Genomic DNA, 22,898 nt, shown 5'->3' with positions numbered 1-22,898 from the left:
ATTAAGCCAGGCCATTTCTAATCGTAAACATACATAATGAGCTACTCTTAATTTTTTAGTTGAATGATGATTAGCCCAATTCATTCAAACAATTAGTTACTAATTAGTTTCTTATTAATCACTCTTACTATATCTCTCCATACTTCATTCAAAAAAAAGTGCCCACCGTTAAACTCATAATACTCAAATGACTTCTTAGTAAATCGCTCCCAATTGATTATACCGGGTTTATTAACTAAATCATCATTATCGCTATAGAAAAAAACTATATCAGAGTCAAAGATGATTTTCCGGTCTAAGAAACTATAATTTTCAATGATACGGTAGTCATCACGAAGAATAGGTAAAAATGCGTCAATCAACTCTTGAGAATTGAAAAACTTTTCCGGTGTCCCGCCAATATCTTTAATCTCTTGGAGAAAGTCTTTCTCCGACATCTTGTGAAAGTTCTTGTTTACATATTGGTAATCTGGTGGCTGACGACCAGATAAAAATAGAGCATGGGGCTGTGGAAGTCCAGCGGTACAAATAGCTACCACCAATTCATACGCTATAATAGTCCCCATACTATGAGCATATATTGCATAAGGACGATCCTGAATCCGATTCCGCATGTTCTTGAGTAGATCTTCTACAACGCCATTAATATTAGAATGGAAAGGTTCAGACATCCTTTTGCCATGCCCAGCCAATTCCAATGGCATTAAATTGATAATGGGGGCCAGCTCTTGGGCCCATTTACCATAGATGGCACTTGCAGATCCCCCGGCATAGGGAATGCAGAATAAATCAATTTCACTCATATGCTATTGTCCGCTTCCTTTCCTGCATGTACATGCATCAAATGATCCAGTTCTTCGTTGAAAACTTCACGAAGTTGCTCCATATCCTTCATGAATTTAGAGAAAACTAAGAATTTCAACTGATTGTTTGAAGTCGTGAAAAGGCCATAAAAATCACCATAATTCAGTTTCGACTGATCTTCGTCATCCAATTGTGCAAGGTGGTAATCCCATATTTTGTCATACTCCATCTCTGAAATCCCTACAAAGTTCAAAAGACATGGAGAATAAAAGATGGGATTAAGCGCCCCGGTAGCTTTAATTATCTTACGCCAACGTAATATCGTTGGAATGTTTCGTAATAAGTTACCGAAATTAATATTATGTTTGTTTAACATTCCAATTCTCTCACGAATTAAAGCAGTCATACGCGATGGATTATCACGATCGACAGGAATCAAGAAAGGCACAGGATCTAAAACAAGACCTACGACATCAGAAAAATTCTTTCCTTGATATCTACGATTCTGAAATAATAAATCATAAGGGACTGCGTCAATGTTTAATAACCTAGAAATCACAAGAATATAAACTTGTACTCCAATTTCAAAGGCCCCATTTTCGTTTTCGCTGTTTTCCAAATGGAAAGAGTTGAGATCGACACTAAATTGTAAAGTTCGAATTCGCCCAGTATCAATTTTCTTGAATTTTGATTTAACAAGACGTTTATACTCACTGTATCGTGCCAAATCAAATTTGGAGTGCAATTCTTCAGGACTTATATCAATAGGCCCCAGATGAATTTGATTCAAATATTCTTCATAGCTTGCTGATGCTTCCATTGCCGTTCTAACACCTTTCTTCAGGTCGTTGTACCGCTGAAATACTTGACGCCGAATAGTTGCTCCTGAAGATGCATCAAAAATGGAGTGATCGAATTGAAAAAACAAATTATAATGTTGCTCGTTTAACTTGATTAGCACAACATGGTACATGAGTTTGTCGGCTATTTTAAAATCTGCACCCCATTCTGTTTTTGCTAGCCAGTCCATTATCCGTTCCTGGGCTTTTAACGTTAAGTTTGAGATATCCAATTTCGGAATCGAAGTCTTTTGAGGAGGAGCATACTCTCTCCATCTAAATTTCCCCAAACTCTTTTCCAAGCTGCTTCGTAATAATCCATGACTATCAATGACATCACAAAAGGCTTGTTCCAATCTTGACGAATCTACCATTTCGTGAAATTCAATCAAGTAAAATTGTAATCGCACTTCTCCTCTAAAGTGAGCTTTTTGTATGCTGCTTAGATTATAACGTTTTGTAATTGGCTGACTAAAAATTGCGTTCTCAAATAACTGCTGATCTCTATTTATATTTTCTATTATATTTTGGAGTTGACCTTTTTCTAAATTAGACAAATAATCTAATTCAGATAAGTCTCTAACATCTTTCAAATCCTGCAACTCTTCCGTGTTGTGAAGTGGAAAAATATAATGTGGCAGCATCTCATTGGATACATCAATATTTCTCAGCTGGTCCCGTACGGTATCAATAGTTCCAGTGGATCCTTTTTCATTCACTAATAACACATTCAGTGGTTTAGGCCCATTTACAACCTGAAAGGAGCATGAAATCTTCGTTTGTTCATACAAATAGTCTTCCATATCTTTAGGAGTAACGATGCTTTGATTATTCTTATTACTTTTGTCATTTATATATTTAGCCAAGGAACGAATAGTAGGGTAATTGTATACTTCATTCATCAACACTTTATACCCCTTATGCTCTAAATTCCCCGTCATCTGAATTAGTTTAAAAGAATCACCTCCTAATTCAAAAAAGTCCGCATCAATATCAATTTCTGTTCGGCCAAATAATTCTCCCCAAATCTGACTAATTAATATCTCCATATTTTTTAATTCTGTAACTTTCTCTTTTCTAGAGTCTTCTTGTCTTACTGGTTTCACTGTAAAAAAAGGATGATCGCCTCCATTAATAACAAGTTGTCTGATTCCAGATTTCAGCATTCCTTCCATTATATTGGGAATTCTATTAATCTGGTAATTTTCTCCATCGGGAACGTAGATTCGATGAGAAAACGGATTTTTATCTATTTCTTCATGATTAATTGTCCATTCTGTTATGGATGAATCCCATTTATGGGTCATTGGGACCTTGGAAACAATCATCCCTGGTTTTTTAAAATTAGTTGCGGTTTCAATTACATAACTGTTTACGCAGTTAGCAACCTTTACTTCTTCGGGAACAATCGGACTAATACGTTCAAATTTATTTATTCCCTTCCTGAGTTCATCCCACAGTACAATTCCTTGAATATCAGGAATGTTCCGTAATTTTTGATCAAGAGCCGATTTTAGAGAAGCCAGTGTAGACTCAGCTACCGTCGGTAAGATTGTTCCATTACCCGCCCCAGGAAGTCTATTTTTAGTCCCTAGGTGATTATTACTGACAGGCCTCTGGCCGACAATTATTCCCACATCTAAATTAATGCCCAAATTAGTATCCTCAGGGAAGGAAGTTATAGCTTCCAATCCAATTTGCTTAAACTGATGTATCCACTCATCGATGGAAACTAGAGGTGACAATTCTCTTTCACGCTTATCAAAATGCCACCAACCTTCCAACAAACCCCAAATCAAATCTACATATCTACGAGTTGTAGTCCGTTCCATTACACATAACAATGCTCCTGGTTTTAATAGACTTTGGAGATTTTTTAAACTGGTTGAAAGACTTTCTGTTGCATGAACAACATTATATCCATATACTAGGTCAAAAGATGCTAGAGCTAGGCCTTGTTCCATAGGTTCCTTCGTAATATCAAAGAGGCCAAAATGCATAAAGTCTAATTCTTCCACCAAAGCATATTCCCTAAGTGCCTCTAAGTAAGAATTTCCTATGTCTGTAAAATAAAATTCTACATCCATTTCTTTTAATAATGGGGCTACTTCTCGCACCATTGTTCCGTATCCGCCACCAACCTCAAGGATACGAACCTTTTCCTTTCCTTTACGGTCAACTATTTTTTTAATCATAGAAGCAAAAATTTGTTTAGTAAAAATTTCTTCCTTTTCTTGAATCGTTTCACGATGTGATTTTAGTAGCAAATCTTCCTTCCCTTTTTCTGTTGGATACAATACTTTCAAAGAAGGAATCTCGCCTCTAAACGCTGGTCCAAAGTTCCTGACACTGTGTTCCAATAGATCTAGTTGACCCGTAAATAAAGGTGTTAAATTTTCAATTTCATTCCGAATTATATTCGGGGAACGCAAAGAATAAATATTCTTTGTGATCCTATATCGATCTTCCCCAATACTGTCCACAATCCCGTCTTCACTGAACATATGTAGGAAATAATCCACATACCGCTCCAATTGAGGGATGACACCTAATTTTTCTTTAAATTCTTTTCTGTTAAAAGTTTGGCCGATATCCATAGGAAAAACCGAATTTACGAAATCAATAGATAAACGAACAGCATATTCATCCATTTTATGATATAAGACATTCAGATTATCAGGTAAATCTTCTCCCCTGAAATCCAATAAATATTCGGATTGTTCGGAATTAATTTCTTCCAACATGTTAACAATTGCTTTCTCATTGTACGAACTAGATTTAATTCGATAAGGTAAAATGCTTACCCGAGCCCCTGTTTCATTTTCAAGGCTTTGTTGAAAGACAACAGAGTCATCAAGCATGTCTTCATGGCTAAACAACACCAAATGTCCCTTGTGAAACAGTGATTTCATACCGGTATTATCTGCTTCTATCTCTCTGAACTTTGGCACAAGGCGTAAACCATCCACATAAGATACAACAGGATAACGGTTCGTATTGGGATCCATTTCCCGTTTTAATATTGTCGTCCATGTTTCGAGAGCATTTTCTTCTCTTAAAGGACATCCGGCATCAACTAAACGTATGCTTAAATCAGGATACTCTATAACCAATCCCCTAACCATCGTGACTAATTCCAAGTCATTGGAAACAGGAGAAACCGGGCTTATGACGACCACCTCAGGTATGTTATCTATCCATTCTGTCATTAAAGCATAAATCAATGATCTGAGTGCACTTTTTATTTGTCGGACCATTGAATGTGCAATGATAATAGTATTGGGCATCATTGCCTGTTCACGAAAGTCCCGAATCAAACGACCCATATCCATGGAATTTCCATTCCTAATAGTTCCACCAAGAGTCCCTTCATATCGATATTGATCACTGTCCCGAACAAGAAAACTTCTCCATCGAGGCAAGTTATCCATCAATTTACGAACACCCCCCGGATCATTCGTCAACACCAAACATGTCCGTTTTTGTTCGGAAGGATGTAATGAAGGCAGTAATGTTGATTCCCAAAGCATCTGTGAGGCTGTAATTCCATTGACCTCTTCAATTTCAGGATCAGTATCAACAACTTCACTTGTGGCTACAATTTTTGCTTTCGATGAGTTGATTGATTCCACCAAATGATTTATGCCATTCCCTACTGGAAATTTTTTCTTTTCAAAAGGATAATGCGGTAAATCCACACGATTTCGAACCTGTCCCTTGTAATATTCCTCCCAATCAATCCTCACCCCAAAAGTCCATAATTTTCCCAATCTCTCGACAAGAAATGCGTCATCGTCAACTATTTCTTTAGGATGTCGTATAGTGTTCAGTACCCCAAGAGGCCGGTAAGATTGAGCTTGACGGACAAAGGTAGACAAAGTATGCCCAGGTCCTACTTCTATAAGTATCGCTTTATCATCAGATAGAATTTTCTCAAGTCCTTCTTCAAATTTGACACACTCCTGCAAATGATTGCCGTAATAAGAAGGGGATACCGCATCTTCCTCAGTCATCCATTCCCCTGTCAGATTCGCTATATAAGGAATACGAGGCGTGCCGAATGGAACACTACTGCATACTTGTTCAAATGACTTTTTTGCCTCTGCCATAAGCGGAGAATGAAATGCATGATTTGTATGCACTTTAGTAAAACTGAGTTGATTTTCCGCTAGTTTATCTTTATAAGCATTAATGGCCTCCTCTGTTCCAGAAACGGTGCATTGCTCTGGGCTGTTGACAGCAGACAAATATATCCCTTTAGACAACAAAGGTGTTAATATACTTTCAGATGCATTCACACTTAACATGGACCCCCGAGGCATTGATTTCATTAGTTTTGCACGTTCCATTACAAGTCGAATGGCTTCTTCCAGGGATAGTACCCCTGATAAACTTGCAGCGGTGTATTCCCCAATACTGTGACCAATCATTCCGGATGGTCGAATGCCCCAAGACATCAGCAAACGTGACATTGCATACTCGACAACAAACAATGCAATTTGGGCAATGTCCGTTCCTTTAAGTTTTTCTTCATCGCCATCCTTCAAATCCAATAGCAATGTTCTTAGCTCTGTATTTCCATCCTTCTCCACAAGCTGAAGACAAGCTTCTAGCTCTTCTTTAAAACGAGATTCCGATTCATACAGCTGCCGGGCCATCCCTAGGTACTGAGAACCTTGACCTGGGAATAAAAAGTAAACATTTGGTTTAGAAGCTGAAGTGGTTATCTGTTTTTTATCCAAATCATCAGTTAACCTCTGAATTAAATCTTCTATTTCTTTATATGGCATTGTAAAACGTTTCGGTAAATTTCTTTGTCCTACCTGTAAACTCCATGCCAAATCGGAAGAATTCAGTTTTCCCGAAGCGTTATTTAGATAATCAAGATAATGCTTCTTCATTCGTTGTAATGCTTCATCAGTATGGGCAGATAAGCTGAATAGTTTCCAATCCCTTCCTTCACTCGACTCCCCTTGTTCAGGAGGCTCTTCCAATACTAAATGGACATTTGTTCCACCTATTCCAAATGAGCTGACTCCTGCCCGTAATGGGTAGTACTCATCAGATTCATTGTCTTTCTTCGGTCTATGCCAATCCTTTGTTTCAGTAACAACATAAAAGGGACTTTTGTCCAATTCCATTTTTTTGTTTGGTTTTTCAAAGTTTATGCTTGCAGGTAACACCTTATGTTTGAGTGCCAGCGATGTTTTTATTAAAGAAGAAATACCAGCGGCTACATCCAGGTGCCCAATATTTGACTTTAATGAACCAATGCCACACGAAACTGGGTGTGATGATGAAAAAGCCTTTTTTAATCCATCTATTTCTATAGGGTCACCAATGTTAGTCCCTGTACCATGGGTTTCTACATATGAAATACTGCTCGAAGGTACATCCGCCATATTCAGTGCACGTTTAATCACATTAGCCTGTCCATCAATACTAGGTGCCGTAAATCCTGCTTTCCGATTCCCATCATTATTAGAGGCTGAACCCCTGATTACGGCATAGATTCGATCATTATCCTTTATTGCTTCATCAAGCCTTTTTAAAACTACAACACCGACTCCGTTACCTTCAACTGTCCCATCAGCATTCTCATCGAAAGGCCGACAATGGCCATCAGAGGATAGTATCATTCCTTCTTGATGCATGTATCCATTCTTTTCAGGTAGAGTTAAGCCACTTCCCCCTGCAACGGCCAAAGTACATCCGCCTGTTAGTAGATGACGACAAGCGACATCTACGGCATATAGGGAGGTTGAACAAGCACTATGTACCGTGACACTCGGTCCATGTAAATTCAGGCTATATGCAATACGCGTAGCTGCAAAGTCTTTATCATTGAATTGAACAGCACTCAAGTGATTTTCATTTTTATTCATACCAGATTGCAAGGTATCCATTTCCCAAGCAAAATTACCCGTCGATCCCACAAACAGACCAATATCTACGTTCTCCTCTGAAGCATAGCCAGCATCCTCAAGCGCATGATAGACTTCCTCGTGCAATGCACGAACCTGGGGATCTAAGAGCGATGCATCGCCAGGAGTATAATCGAAAAATTCAGCATCAAAGTTTTCTATATCTGGAAATAACCCTTTAGCTTTTACAAACCTTGAATTTGACAACAGCTCTGGATCTACACCCGCATCTAAAAGAGCCTTATCACTGAAAAAGCTTATGGATTCCTTACCTTCTGTGAGATTCCCCCAAAATTCCTCCGTATCTTTTGCTCCTGGAAAGCGACCCGCTATACCTATTACTGCGATTTCTAACCCAGTATAATTCGTTTTAACGTCCATTTATACCCTCCTTTTTTGGATAAGTGAATTTGTTCTCAACAAGACATTCTTGGCTTGGGAGATCGCTTGTTCTTCACTTTTATTTTTTTCGTCGTCTTCCCCAGACTCTAAATAATTAGACAGACTAGCCACACTTGTATGTTCAAATAAAGCTGTTAATGTAATTTCTCTATTAAATCGCTTTTTAAGGCGGTTATTAAAACTAATCATGTTCAGAGAATTGCCTCCGATATCAAAAAAGTTTTCATTTACTCCTATTTTCTCACTTCTTATACCAAGGACTGAAGCAAAAATTTCAAGCACAATTTTCTCTACTTTTCCAGATGGTTTTGCCGCAGACACTGACCTGTTCTGAGAAAATGGAGTCGGCAACGATTTATGGTCGATTTTGCCGTTCACTGACAGGGGCAAAACATCCATCTTGGTATAGAAAGCCGGGATCATATATTGTGGTAGCACCGAAGATAGCTGTGTTCTGAAACCATTGACATCACTATTTCCCTCGGAGGTGAAATAAGCACATAATTGCTTATCGTGATTGATTTCTCTTACCTGCACTGTAACTTGCCTAATATTCACAATATTCTTCATGACCCGTTCGATCTCATTCAGATCTACTCGGTGACCTCGAATTTTCACGAGAGAATCAGTTCTACCTAAATATTCTATTGATCCATTTGGTAACCAGCGTCCCAAATCACCTGTCCGATACAAACGCCCTCCTGGAACAAAAGGATCTTCCAAGAAACTTTGTGCAGTGATTTTCGGCATTTGATGATAACCCAAACAGACACCGGCTCCCCCAACACATATTTCTCCAACTGCTCCTACTGGAAGGAGATTTAACCCCCGATCTAAAATATACGCCGTTTTATTCTCCAAAGGTTTACCGATTGGGATGTTTGGTGCTTCAAAATCTATCTCTCTTATGATATGAACTGTTGAACACGTTGTATTTTCAGTAGGACCATATCCATTGGTTATCTTTAAACCTGGGTTTTTCTCTAGAACTTGCCTGCAATGCCTGATTGAAGCTGTTTCACCACCAATTAACACATCTGTAAGTGGGGCAAATAAATGAGGAGATTCATCACTTATCTTATTGAACAATGCTGTTGTTAAAAACATCGTTCGAACTCCTTTTTCAACTAACAGGGGTTCCAGTTGATCAAAATCCAGAAGCTCCTCTCTACTCGCTAGAATAAGAAGACCACCATGAAGAAGAGAGCCCCAAATATCGTGGATACTGGAATCAAAAGCCGGTGACCCCGTCTGTAGAATGACCTGGTGTGGCCCAAAATCAATAAAATTTGGCCCAAATACCAGACTTAAAATATTTTGATGACTAATAATACATCCTTTTGGTTGACCGGTAGACCCAGATGTATACATTAAATACGCCTGTTCTGTAGCTTTATGAGTCAAGTTTATTGGGGGATTCCTCAGTTCACTATCATTAGAGCTTAAGGTTTGATCCAAAGATAATACATTCAGATCATCAGGAATCCTGGCACTCAAATTGGAAAGGGTACAAACCAACTTTACTCCGGCTTCTTCCAACATAATTTTCACCTGTTCATTAGAATTGAACATATCAATAGGAACACAAGATGCCCCTGCTTTTAAAACCCCCAGTAAACCAGCTACCATTTCAGGACAACGGGGGACATATAGACCTACCGTGTCATTTTGTCCTATACCCATATTAAAAATTTGTCGAGCGATCTGGTCTGACCAAACATCCAGCTCTTGGTAGGTAAAAGTTTGTTCCCTATACTTCAGTGCTTCCTTTTCTGGAAATTTATTAACAACATCTCGAAATATTTTATCTATGGTTGAATTTGAAGTATAAGGTTTTTGAGTTTGATTAAATTTCTTAAGGTTCGTGTTTTCGTCAAAACTTGAACATAGATTTAACTGTTCCACCGAATTTTCGGGATTAGATAATGCAGAATTTAGTAATGTAATAAGGCTACTATGCAAATCCTCAATTGTTTCCTTAGAATAACGATTTTGATTATAAATGAAATTGATGACAAATTTTTTCCCAGGATTTGCAACGATGCTGAAATCATAATTCGCATGCTCAAATACTTCTACATTTTCAATATTGATAGGTCCGCTATTATCAGATCCTAATTCCTGCAACTGTTCAGACAATGGATAGTTCTCAAATGCAATAACATGATCCAATAGGTTATTTTTTAATAGTGAATTCCCTTGAATTTCGTACAATGGAAAGTATTCATAAGGTGAAGAGGCAAAAGATGCCTGATGAACTTTTTGACATAAGGTGATAAAACTGTCTCCTTTTTCTGTATGCACTCTTAGTGGCTGGGTATTTATAAAAATACCCACCATTGACTCAACCCCCATTAAATCAGTCGGCCTGCCGGATACAACCTTACCAAAAGCAGCATCATTGGTATAATTGTATTTTTGAAGTAAAATCCCCCATACTGTTTGGAAAATCGTATTAGGTGTTAACCTATATGATTTTGCTAACGTGTTCAAACCTTCATTTAATTTATCTGGCAGAGTGAAAGTATGTTTTGCATAAAGATAGGATTCATCATCTTGAAATCTCTTAGAAGGTAGCTTGACAGGTTTTTCATAACCTTTAAGATATTGCTTCCAATAGGATGCCGCTAAGGATTCATCCTGATTTCTTAACCATTTTATATACTCTTTATACGGAATTGCTTCACGTTTAAAAGTGTCATTATCTAACTGACCAGCTTTCAAATATAGATCAAACAATTCACCGAAAATGGGGGCAAGAGACCAGCCATCCAATATAATATGGTGGAAGGTCATTACAAATCTCCATTTACTCTCATTTACTTGTAATAAGGCCCCTCTTAGTAAGACATCCCTGCTTAAATCAAATCCTAATTCCTTATCCTCTTCCTTATAATTTTCTATCGCTTCTCCCGGATCCCGAAAGCCCCGTAAGTCTTTGACGAATAATTCGGGTGACCGCTTCTGTAGAACAACTTGTCTAGGATGATCAGTTTTGCGATAGGAGAATACTGTCCGCAAAATATCGTGGCGATCCAACAAACGAGTCAATGCTTTTCTCATCCGGTCAGGATCAATATCTCCACTTATACTAAAATCAAATTGTTCTATATAAGCTAAAGAAGAATCCATTGCATGACTGAATAGCATATATTTTTGCATTGGTGATAATTCGTAAATATCTTGGACATTTCCCTTTTCCAACATAATTTCACCACTTTCTACTACCTATTTATATCCAAATCTTCTAGTATGTCTTCGAATTCATCCTGCTGTAATGGAGTCACTGTGAAATCCGAAGCTGTCTTTTCGCCATACCTATAATCTAAACAGCAATTCGCCACTTCGATTGCCGCTTCATCTAACAGATTTAACAAGATTTCCATTTCTCTGTCAGTGAATAATTTGTTAGGATAACGAATGTCTATACAAATACCGGAATCTGACTGAAATGCTATAATATCCAAGGCCCATTCGGTTTGATAATTCTTATCGATTGCCAATTCTGTGGATAAATTTTCAACCACAATTCCATCCTGGTTACTTTCCTCCTGTTTACCTAGATAGTTGAAATTAATGACAGGCCTTAATTGCTCCAACATGTCCTTATCCTCTTGTGATAAATCAGGGGTTAGCGACTTTAACACTCCAAATCCAAACCCACGATGTGGGATACCTCGAATCGATTCCTTAACCAACTTTATAGCATCTTTTACATCGCCGTTCCCTCGTAAAACAATAGGGAAGCGACTGGTGAACCAGCCTACTGTACGACTGACATCCAATTCACTACTAATCGGCTCACGACCATGACCTTCAAGGTTAACTAATAAAGCTGATGTTTGCGCAAATGAACTGAGTGCCCGTGATAAAAATGCTAGAAAAAGATGAACAGTTTCTGTGTGGAATGCTTGGTTTCCTTCACCACATAAATACTGACTCGTCTTTCTATCAATCCAATGCTTAACACTTGAAGTTTCCTCGTATCGTGACGTTACCTCTGGGAATGGTGCAACTATATCTTGAGCTTCTTTTGCCACCTCTCTCCAATAAGGTAATTCATCCTTTGCTCCGCCATTTTTCGCCCATTCTGTAACAGCTCGTGTCCATTCTGGAAATGGTGTTGTCTTCTTCGGTAGCAACGCTTTGGGATTTGCTAAAATGGTAGAGATATCCTCCAAAATGGGAGTCCAAGATACAACATCCACCGCTAAATGATGGATAGCCAAATAAAGTTCTTTATTCTCATATCTTGCCACCGCAACCAATAAAGGGCCATTATATAAATCAATCTGTTGCTGGGCTTTAATTAACGAGTCATGAAGTTGGTCTTCTTCCATATGTGAAGGAAGTTCTATCAAATGGAACAAGTTTCCTTCATCCTGTTTTTTAAGACGCAAATTTTTATTAGAATCGATAACTAATCTTAAGAAATCATGATGACTGCATACACGTGTCAAAGCATTCTCTAGACGATTCTGCTCCAGATGTTGGATACCATAAATCCCCATAAGTTGAGTGAAATGGTTTGGCAAATGCTCATTGTCTAATAAGCTCGATTGGATTACAGTCGGAAGGCTATGTCCATACACTTCCCCTTGCTCAATATTTACCCTTTGTTTTTCTCTTAAATGTGGGGTAAGAGATTCGACAGTTTGATACTGAAATAAGTCAGCCATAACCATTTCCAAACCCATATCTTGAACTCTAGCAATTACTTGAATCGCTTTAATAGAATCTCCCCCAAGTGCAAAAAAGTTATCGTCAACACTTGGAGTGACACCCAAAACCTTCAACCATATATCAACTAATATTTCTTCACGTTCATTTCGTGATTCTTTTCGTTTCCCTTCGACAATCATTGCTGGTGGTGTCAACATCTTTTTGTCGACCTTGCCGTTTTTATTCAAATGGAGCTTTTCCATCGGAATAATAAAATTTGGAACCATATAATCTGGTAACTTTTGTGTCAATAATTTATGCAATCCCTTAGTATCAAAATTAGTTGGGTTCCCCTCTGAAGTTACCCAGATACAGAGATTTCGTCCGCTACCATTTTCAGTCGTATAGACATCTGCATATGCTTCACGCACATCCGAATACTGTAATGTATGCCTCTCGATTTCGGACAATTCAATTCGATAACCTCTGAGTTTAATCTGTTTATCTCGACGTCCAAAGAAACGTAGATATCCATCTTCACCCCAAACAACCATGTCACCGGTTCGATAAATACGTTCATTTATTTTAAAAGGAGATTCTAGAAATTCTTCTGCTGTAAAGTCAGGTTGGTTTAAATAACCAACGGCAAGACCTTGTCCACCAATATACAACTCTCCCGGTACTCCCAATGGTTGAAGGCGCATTTGCTCATCAAGAACATAAAGAGTTGTATTGCCAATTGCCTTTCCTATTGGAAGACTTTGATTCTCTGGAACTTCGTTAACCGGATAATATGTTGCAAAAACCGTTGTTTCCGTTGGCCCGTATACATGGATTAACCTACCAGATCCGAGACGTTCAAAAGCTTTACGTACATGATGAATGGATGCAGCTTCTCCGCCAAATAACACTTTCCTTGTATGATCAAAACATTCAGGAGCAGCTTCGACCAATGCATTAAAAAGAGCTGTTGTGATGAAAAACACGGAAACACCGTTTTGCCTAATACGTCTGGCCAATTGTTTTGGTTCTGTTACTTCAGACTTGTGCAGTAACACTAAGCTGGCACCATTTAACAATGCCCCAAATATATCAAATACTGCTCCATCAAAGGAATAATTGGAGAGCTGAAGAAGTACATCATCATGTTGGATATTTAAATATCCTGAATCACGTACCACTCGAATAACTCCTTCTTGCCTAATCACCGTTCCTTTTGGATTCCCTGTGGAACCCGAAGTATATTTAATATAGGCTTTATTTGTTCCATTGACTTCAATTCCGATGTTGTGAGTTGGCAAATTCGGATCCAAGTTGTCCAGATCCATTATCGATAGGTCTATTGGCTCGCTGCCTAAAATCTCATCTCCCAAATCATTATGTGTTACTAATAGTTCGGTATCACAATCATTAATCATAGTCTGTAAGCGGTCTAATGGCAATTCAGCATCTAACGGCACATAATAACAACCAGCCTTTAAAACACCAATGATTGCAGCAATCATATCAAATGATCGATCTAATAAAATCCCTACTGGAGAATTTGGCGTCCCACCATGTTCTATGATTGCCCGCGCAATCTGATTACTTTGCTTATTAAGCTGATTGTAATTCATATGCTTATTGTCGATGATCAAAGCAGTTGTTTCACCGTTATTCGAAACAACCTCTTCAAAAATAGAAACGATTCCTTGCTTACCCGTATAGGAAGTAGTAGTATCATTCCATTCGTTCAATAAAAGATTGCGTTCTTGCTCATCGATAATTTCTAATTCATCCAAATTCTTATTTGCGTTTAAAACGGTAGAGGCGAGTAAAAATTGGTAATGCGAAGCCATACGTTCCACTGTAGATGGTCTATATAAAGATTCGGAAAATTCCCATTCCATAATCAATCCTTCTTCTGTTTCCCGTGCAACCACTGTCAAATCAAATTTTGCAGTTCCGGAATCAAAATCAATAAGTTTTTCTCCTTCATCACCAGTGATGCCCATATCAATGTTCTGTAAAGCAAAATAAACATCAAATAATGGATTGCGACTAGGATCTCGCTCTAGTTTTAAATCAGAAATCAATGATTCATAAGGGTATTCCTGATTTTGGTATGCTTCCAACATAGTCGTCTTCAATCGATCCAAAAAGTCCAAAAAACTTTCCTGATGCTGTGATTGTGTTCGAATAGGCAGCGTATTAATAAACATACCAACTAAATTTTGGAACTCCGTTCGAGGACGTCCTGATACCGGCGTTCCAATCACGATATCCCTATCTCCACTCAGGCGTGCTAAGAGATTATGAAAAACTGCAATTAACACCATAAAAAGTGTCGCTTTGGAACTTTTTGCAAACCCTTTCACTTGATTAAGAAGTTCATTCGGTATCATGTGAAAAATTCGTGAACCTCGGAAATCTCGAACAGCAGGTCTATATTTATCCGTAGGCAGATTTATAATCGGTATTCCATCAACAAACATGTCCACCCACCATTGACGTGTTTTCATGAATTGCTTATCATTTTTTCGATGATTTACCCAATCAACCCAATCCCTGTATTGTAAGGGCAAAGGAAGTAGTTTTTCTCCACTTGCAAGTCTTAGATAATCGGAGAAAAATATCCCCATAGAAGTTCCGTCTGTAATAATATGATGGAAATCAATGACTAAATAACAGTCATTATCATCAAATTCAAAATAACCTACTCGTAGCAACGGTGCTTTGGATAAATCAAATGGACGTATAAAATCCTTTAACTCCCTATTCATCAACTCCACCTTGCTCATATTTACTTTAGTTTCCAACCATCGTCGCTCAACGTTGAAATCTACTTTTTTGTGTACGACTTGAACAGGTGTATCTCCTTCTAAATGAAAAGATGTACGGAGACTTTCATGACGTTGAATGACTTTTTTTATGATTGACTCAATTTCATTAATATTATGAAAACCTGTAATTTGACGGACTGCTGTTACATTGTAGACCAATGAGTCAGGATTCCAACCTGAAGACAGAAATACCCTGCCCTGAGGTGGCGACAAAGGAAAAGGTGACTCACTTTTATCAGGCATTGCTTCTTCCTGACCACTATCTTCAACATCCACCTGGGAATACAAACCTTCTTCATTTAGCTCGTGCATCACGCTTTTAACAAAATCTTTAAATACTGGTGCTCCCATTAGATTTGAAGCGGAAAGATCAAGTCCATACCCCATATCCAGTATTTGAATGATGCGTAATCCAGTAATGGAGTCCCCTCCCAAGGAATAAAAATCATCCATAGGATTGATAACAGGGTATCCAAGAATTTCTGACCACGACCAAGCTATAAAAGCTTCTGTTTCATTTCTAGAATCATCACTCAAACGAGAGCTAGCTTCCCGGAACTTTTTCCACAACATATCGGCCGTCATTTGTTCCTGATCTGTTGGCCAGGTTTGAGCCACTGGGGTGTTCTGTTTACTTTCATCCCAATATCGTTGATTATTAAACACTTGAGGTGGTAAAGAACAACGTTTTACATTCATTTCACTGAACAGTTGAACAAACTGGATTTCAGCTCCCTGAACATAGTAATTACACAGCCTTTCCCACTCATTTCGGATTTCCTTTTGAGTGGGATCAGCTAAATTCGACACAAGCTTATTCGCCTCTACATCTACATCAACTGCATTATTGGTTATTATAGGTGAATTTTCTGTCGGCCCCCAAACAATGGTAAACTTCTCCCTTTGCATAACCAGATTGCCATTTTCTAGATCACCACTGTCAAGCATCTCATATAAACTTTGCAAACCTGCTAACAAACTGGAAGAATCGCGGCAAAGCACAATGGCACGTTTATTATGATGTTCTCGACCTGTGCTTGCCGTAAAACAAATGTCGTCTAACCGAAGTTCATCATGTTTCTGTAAATACTCGAGATACCTGGACGTTGTTTTCTTTAACAACTCAGGAGAACGTCCTGATATAGGAAATATCAACCAGCTATCGTCTATTCCCCCCCTGTTATCGGATGGCCCCTCTTCTATGACCAAATGTGAGTTTGTACCGTTCAGACTAAATGAACTGATACCTGCCCGACGGGGGGTTTTGTCCACTGACCATTCAGCCAACTTATCCTGGACATACACTGGACTATTGCAAAAATCGATTTGAGAATTTGGTTGACTAAAGTTAATACTAGGTGGTAATGCCTTTTCTCTTAAGGACAACAACACTTTTAGTACGGAAGCCAGTCCAGAAGCACCTATTGTGTGACCGATATTCGTTTTTATGGAACCAATTGCACAAAATTGGCGTTTATTGGTAAACAATGAAAACGCAGAAGTTAATCCTTTTATTTCAATCGAGTCACCAAGACTGGTCCCTGTTCCATGTGTTTCAATATAAGATATGGTTTCAGGGGAAATCTCCGCCCTTTCCCACGCTTTTGTCAAAACATCATGTTGTGCTCTAGCGTTAGGTGCTGTTATTCCATTGGAGGCCCCATCATTATTCACGGCTATCCCACGAATGACCCCATAGATATGATCTCCATCCTGCACAGCCTTGGATAAAGGTTTTATATATATTCCTACGACACCTTCACCCCAACTCGTCCCTCCAGCTTGTTGGTCAAATGCCCTGACTTTATAATCTCCCGAGTGAATATCTGCGTTAAAATTCTCTGGCACGAAAAATAAATTAGCTCCGCCTACAAAGGCAGTTTCACAGTCCCCATTGTTAATGGAGTTGATTGCAGTATCCAAAGCTACGAGCGAAGACGAACAAGCTGTGTCAATTACAGTAGCCGGCCCTTTAAGATTGAATGTATATGACAAACGACTGGCCAATATCCCGGGCAAGGAACCTGTCATTACTTGAAAATCTGTAGCCGTTAAAAAGGATAAGTATGAATCTGTCATTGTGTTTGTGTGATCCTTACCTATAAATACCCCAATTGGTTCACCAATGATTTGTTTCCGACTGTAACCTGCGTCTTCTAACGTTTCTACAAAGATTTGTAGCACATTACGATGAATGGGATCCATCTGGGTAGCCAAACTTGGTGGTATGTTAAAATAGTCTGGATCAAATTTATCTACTGAATCTAGAAAGCCCCCCTTCATCAAGTTTAATTCTCTCCCGGTCTTTCGTTCCCCATCTTTTCTACGCTGTTCCGAGATAGGACCTATAGAATCTTTACCAGCTGCAATGTTATCCCAAAACTCATCAGGGGTTTCTGCATCCGGGAATCTAGAGCCCATTCCTATTATCGCCATATCTTCACGATCTTTACTTTTCTTTGTTGATTGTAATTCTTTGATATATTTTATTGCTAATTCCTTTGGTATGTCGTTCTGCTTCATTTTATTGAGCAAATATAGAGCTAATTCTTTCTTATAGTCTTTGGTTTCATTGGCCATCTTTTCCTCCTCCTTTTAGATGAACCAAGAATTCATCCAAATACTCCGTTCCTTCTAACTCCTGCTCGATTAAATCAATAAGTTCATTGTCTTCATTATCTGTTTGACTTGATGTCTGCTTTTCTTTTGAGATACCATTTTTTTCATCGATATAATCTGATAAATCCTTGACCGATGGATAAGAGAACAGATCTGAAATATCAACTTGACCTGGGATGTGTTTATCTATTAGTTTCAAGAGTTGGGTTGTCATTAAGGAATTTCCCCCCATGTCCTGAAAGCTCGTATAAATGTCAATTTCATCAAGCCCAAGTATATGACCAAACGCATTTCCTATAATTACTTGTGTTTCGGTCGGTTCCATTGTTCCCTTGATTTTTACGTTTACTTCCTGACTACTCTCTGAAGTATGATCACTAGCCGGCTTTTCAGAGGAACTAACGTTTTGAATGAGTCTAGAATCCAATCTAAAAGGTAAACCCTCCTGTAGTTTGACTGCCAATGTGATGTTCAAAGGCGATGGGATAATTCGTCTTTGTGGATTAGTAATGGATTCCTCTAACCATTTCATACCATTTTCGATACTTATATCCTTGAAAATACTTACATCATCAAATGCCATAGCAGATACAGCAGTAACGCCTTCTAAATTAACAGATTTAAACATTCCTTCCTTCTTTTGTTGCTCGTGGAATAATGTCATTCCCAGACTTTTCCAACCTGGCCAATTCACTGCTGACACCTTTAATCCCTCTAACTGACCCATATCAGCTAATGAATCAAGAAACGCATTAGCAGCAGTATAATCACCTTGACCTTCACCACCAGCTAGCGAACTAACGGATGAGAATAATGACAGGAAGCTTTTATTGTTTTTAGGAAGAATCCGTAATAAATTCATGGATCCATCAAGCTTGGGGTTTAAAACTTCTTTAAATTTATTTTCTTCTTTTAACATTAAAAACCCATCGCCTGGCAAACCTGCCGCATGGAAAATCCCATTAATGTGACCATAACGCTTCTTCAAGTCTTGAGCCATCGTTTCAACATCAGATGTATTCGATACATCGATGGAGATATACTCGAGAGTTTTCATTTGTGATTTTAGATTAATCAGTCGGATATACATTTCTTTGGATTTTGCACTACCGGAATTTGCTCGTTCCTCCCATTCCGATTCTGGAGCAAGAGATCTGCGGCCTAATAATACAACTTGAATGTCTCTAGTTTTAGCAAGGTGCTCGGCTATTGACATTCCCACACCGCCTAATCCACCAGAAATTACATAAGCACCTCCAGAATCTGGAGTAAATCCGTTTGTTGGTAATACTTCGTACGGTTTTAATTCCTCAACATAAACTCCGGATTGGCGTAATGCTCTTATTCTATCCTCACATAAACACTCATTAATAACGTCCGAAATTGGTACATCTTCTGCGGCATCAGTAATATCAACCTTTAGATGGCGATACTCCTGTCCAATGACCTTGGCTAAAGCTGCCGTTGAACCAGATAAAGGATTAATAGATGACTCGTTGCCGTCTACCATCCAACCATCACTTGTTAATACCTTTAGATTGTTTATCTGTTTCATATTCCTATTCAGCAATTGTTTCCCTAAATGAAATAATGCATCAACACCAAGTGTTCGCCGTTTTTGGAATACCTGCTGAGAAGTCAGAAGTTGACCTTTCTCCTCTTCTTCGATCGTATAATCACTAGCAAATAATATACCTTGAACACCCCGTTTCTCGGCATCGGTTAGTATAGCGTCAAATCCGTGCTTATCTGGGAAGTACATCAGGTCTGAATGATTACTAGTTCCTAGATGATACGTTGTTACATTTAATCCAGAAGCAATCAGAGCTTCTTCCAATTCCCTCGAACGTAAACCAGGGGTCGAAACCAACGCCCAATCTCCATGAACACTGTTTTCGTTTGAATTATTGCTATCTCTTGGCACCCATTTCATCTGATAGCTTCCGTATTCCATAACACTTTTCCCTAGTGCAGAAATATCCTTTACTTGCTTCACAGTGTAATCGTTAATTTGCGCCAATAGCCGTCCTTCTTTATCAAGCAAATCGATATCATAAGTAGTAATTCCCTCTGAGCCGTCTATGTTATTAAGCTGACGAATGTGTGTATAGACCTCTTTAGCCATCGGGGCATATAATTTAAGACCTTTATAATTAAAAGGAAGAAATACTTTACCTTTTTTCTGACTGATTAGGTTAACAGCATTATCCAACATGGAAGGATGCAACTGGAAATCAGAGAGTTCATGCTGATATTCTTCCTGCAATTCCAGCTTTCCTAATGTTTCACGCTCTGACGACCAGACAGCAGTTACTGTTTCCCAATGTGGACCAAACGTAAATACCTCAGATACATTCTTTTCTTTATAGGCGTCTATCACTGTATCTGCATTGCTCTTTAAGGATGATAGATCCCTTTTCTGTTGATCATCAGCTTTACTTTTTTCCAGTATAGATATTCTGCCTTCCACATAAGGAACCCACCCTCCTGCAGGATTTTTTCCTTTTACTATGAATGAAAAACCGGATGATAATTTTACAAATATTAATCTAACCAACGATTCAGTATGGTCATCAATAACAAGGGGTGATAGGAAAAACACATCTCTGAATTCCAAAGCTGTTTTACCAAATACTTCTGTGGCTGCAAAACGAACCATCTCAAGGTAACTTGTACCAGGTAAGACAGCTTTGTCACCTATACGATGATCATTCAAAACCCAATGTTTATCAACGTGAAATACTGTTTCATAGCAAATCTCTTCATTAGAATGTGAAATTTTCTTTTCTACTAATGGATGTAGTTTCTCTCTCTGTTTAAATTGTTCGACTTTGACTTTAGGCTTCGCCCAAAAACGAATTTTTTCTAGTGGATAAACAGGAGCTTGAATCCGAGAGCGTTTTTCCTCCCGATAAAACAACTTCCAATCCACATCAGCACCTTGAGAATAAAAGGAACAGACTTCCATTAGCAGTTGGGGATTTTCTGCGTTTCCATCGACATATTCCTTTAATTTTGCATTTGCAGTTTTGTTCATTTTCATCAGATCATGTTTTTTCATTTCACCTTGTTCAAGATCTTTTTTATTTTCGTTTGCAATTCGGAATTGTCCTGAATAAATTCCGTTTATATCGGAAGGATTTCCTTCATGGTTCACCAATTCTTGCATTAAAGAACGGAGCTTTTCCTTGGATTCAGCAATAAGAACGACACGATGTTCATAATGACCACGACCAATATTACTCGTATAGCATAAATCCGCTAGTGTCCAAGCATCTTTTTGTAAAAATTGAGCATAGCGTTTCATGTAATTTTTCATAACTTTTTCGTTCTTGGCACTAATTGTTAAGCAATAACGTGGTTGCTTCGCTTCCTTTATTTTTACAACAGGCGGTTCCTCTACTATCATATGGCAATTCGTCCGACTGAAACCAAAAGAACTAATTGCAGCTCTTCGTGGTTTATCACCACTATCCCATGGTTGTAGTCGATCATTGATATATAATGGACTTTCGATAAAATTAATATATGGATTAGGTGATTCAAAATTGAGCATCGGAGCAACCTCTTTATGTTCCAATGACTTGATTACTTTAATTAATGCGGTTGTACCTGATGCTCCTACTAAATGCCCCATATTTGTTTTCAAAGACCCTATAGCACAAAATTGTTTTTCTGATGTGAATCTACGAAAGGCATTATGCAAGGCCTTTACTTCAATTGGGTCACCTAAAACCGTTCCAGTTCCATGTGCTTCTATATAGGAAATGGTTTCTGGGGCGATACCAGCTTTTTTCCATGCATCTACTATGACTTCTTCTTGCATTTCTGCATTAGGTGACGTGATGCTTTTAGAAGCACCGTCATTGTTGATAGAGCTTCCTTTAATAATCGCGCGAATTTGATCGCGATCTTCAATAGCTTTATGAAGAGGTTTTAATATGACCATACCAACCCCTTCTCCCCATAACGTACCAGTCGCCTTTGCATCAAAAGGTCTTACCTTGTCATCTTGAGCCTGAACATCTCCCATGCTTGCACCTTTTTGATACTCTGGTTTTATATCACCATTAAGAGCTAAATTTATTCCACCTGCAATAGCGACATCACAATCACCAGCAATCAAGGCCTGGGCAGCTACATGAACACTGACCAACCCCGAGGAACACGCTGTATCAACAACCATGCATGGTGATTTGAAATCAAAAAGATATGATATTCGACTTGCCATTAAGCTTTCCCAGCTACCTGTCAGTTGCATTGGGTTTTGCACTGAACGTTGACTGTAAAAAGTATTATTAGTTCCTTCTTTTCCAATATATGCCCCTGTTCGGCTTCCATATAATGATTGACCACCATATCCTGCGTCTTCCATCGCCTCATAGGCTACTTCTAGCACCAATCGATGTTGGGGATCCATATGAGTCGCTTCAATCGGTGAAATACCAAAAAAAGGTGCATCAAATTTATCTACTTCTATTAAATATCCAGATTCAGCGAGAGCGAATGGGACATCCTCAGGCCGGATCGAATTTCCAAAAACAAATTCCGAAAGATGCGGATTTCGCAGAACATCCTCTGCATCTTTAAATCTATCTTTAGGGAATTTTCTAATAGAGTTTTTTCCTTCTCTCAACAATTGCCAAAATGATTCAGGATCTGTCGTTTCGGCAAATCGTCCTGCAATTCCAATAATAGCGACATCCGTTTCTGCTGATTGTTCTTGAGCAGTTAATTCTTGTAAGTATTTTTTCGCCTCCTCTTTTGGTAACGCTTGTTTGGCAACTTGAGAAAGTATATATTTTTTTAATTCAGTTGACATTTCA

General features: G+C 38.5%; 5 protein-coding genes. All 5 read right to left on the bottom strand.

Annotation, left to right across the window (positions count from 1 at the left end; translation table 11 throughout):
* Positions 1-92 precede the first annotated feature (92 nt).
* The 5 genes from BN985_RS13880 to BN985_RS13860 are packed head-to-tail and all read right to left on the bottom strand — an operon-like array spanning position 93 to position 22,894.
* The gene (locus BN985_RS13880) at positions 93-803 is read right to left on the bottom strand and encodes a thioesterase II family protein (protein ID WP_052360695.1); all 711 of its coding nucleotides are present in this window, start codon (positions 801-803) and stop codon (positions 93-95) included.
* Positions 800-7,948, bottom strand: coding sequence for a type I polyketide synthase (locus tag BN985_RS13875; protein ID WP_052360694.1), 7,149 nt, complete (start codon positions 7,946-7,948; stop codon positions 800-802). The genes BN985_RS13880 and BN985_RS13875 overlap by 4 nt, the downstream gene beginning before the upstream one ends.
* Positions 7,949-11,176, bottom strand: a complete 3,228-nt coding sequence (locus BN985_RS13870; protein ID WP_052360693.1) for a non-ribosomal peptide synthetase — start codon at positions 11,174-11,176, stop codon at positions 7,949-7,951.
* 17 nt (positions 11,177-11,193) lie between these two features.
* On the bottom strand, positions 11,194-18,033 hold the full coding sequence (locus BN985_RS13865; protein ID WP_052360692.1) for a non-ribosomal peptide synthetase: 6,840 nt from the start codon (positions 18,031-18,033) through the stop codon (positions 11,194-11,196).
* Positions 18,023-22,894, bottom strand: a complete 4,872-nt coding sequence (locus tag BN985_RS13860; protein ID WP_052360691.1) for an SDR family NAD(P)-dependent oxidoreductase — start codon at positions 22,892-22,894, stop codon at positions 18,023-18,025. Before BN985_RS13860 ends, BN985_RS13865 begins: the two co-directional genes overlap by 11 nt.
* Positions 22,895-22,898 lie beyond the last annotated feature (4 nt).

Origin of the sequence: Oceanobacillus manasiensis, from assembly GCF_000724085.1 — a bacterium.
GTDB classification, from domain to species: Bacteria; Bacillota; Bacilli; order Bacillales; family Amphibacillaceae; genus Oceanobacillus_B; species Oceanobacillus_B manasiensis.
This window is presented reverse-complemented; position numbering and strand designations above follow the sequence as displayed.

Excerpts from the sequence above, each read along its gene's own strand:
- BN985_RS13880 (WP_052360695.1), bottom strand. The coding sequence starts at position 803 with ATGAGTGAAATTGATTTATTCTGCATTCCCTATGCCGGGGGATCTGCA.
- BN985_RS13875 (WP_052360694.1), bottom strand. The coding sequence starts at position 7,948 with ATGGACGTTAAAACGAATTATACTGGGTTAGAAATCGCAGTAATAGGT.
- BN985_RS13870 (WP_052360693.1), bottom strand. The coding sequence starts at position 11,176 with ATGTTGGAAAAGGGAAATGTCCAAGATATTTACGAATTATCACCAATG.
- BN985_RS13865 (WP_052360692.1), bottom strand. The coding sequence starts at position 18,033 with ATGGCCAATGAAACCAAAGACTATAAGAAAGAATTAGCTCTATATTTG.
- BN985_RS13860 (WP_052360691.1), bottom strand. The coding sequence starts at position 22,894 with ATGTCAACTGAATTAAAAAAATATATACTTTCTCAAGTTGCCAAACAA.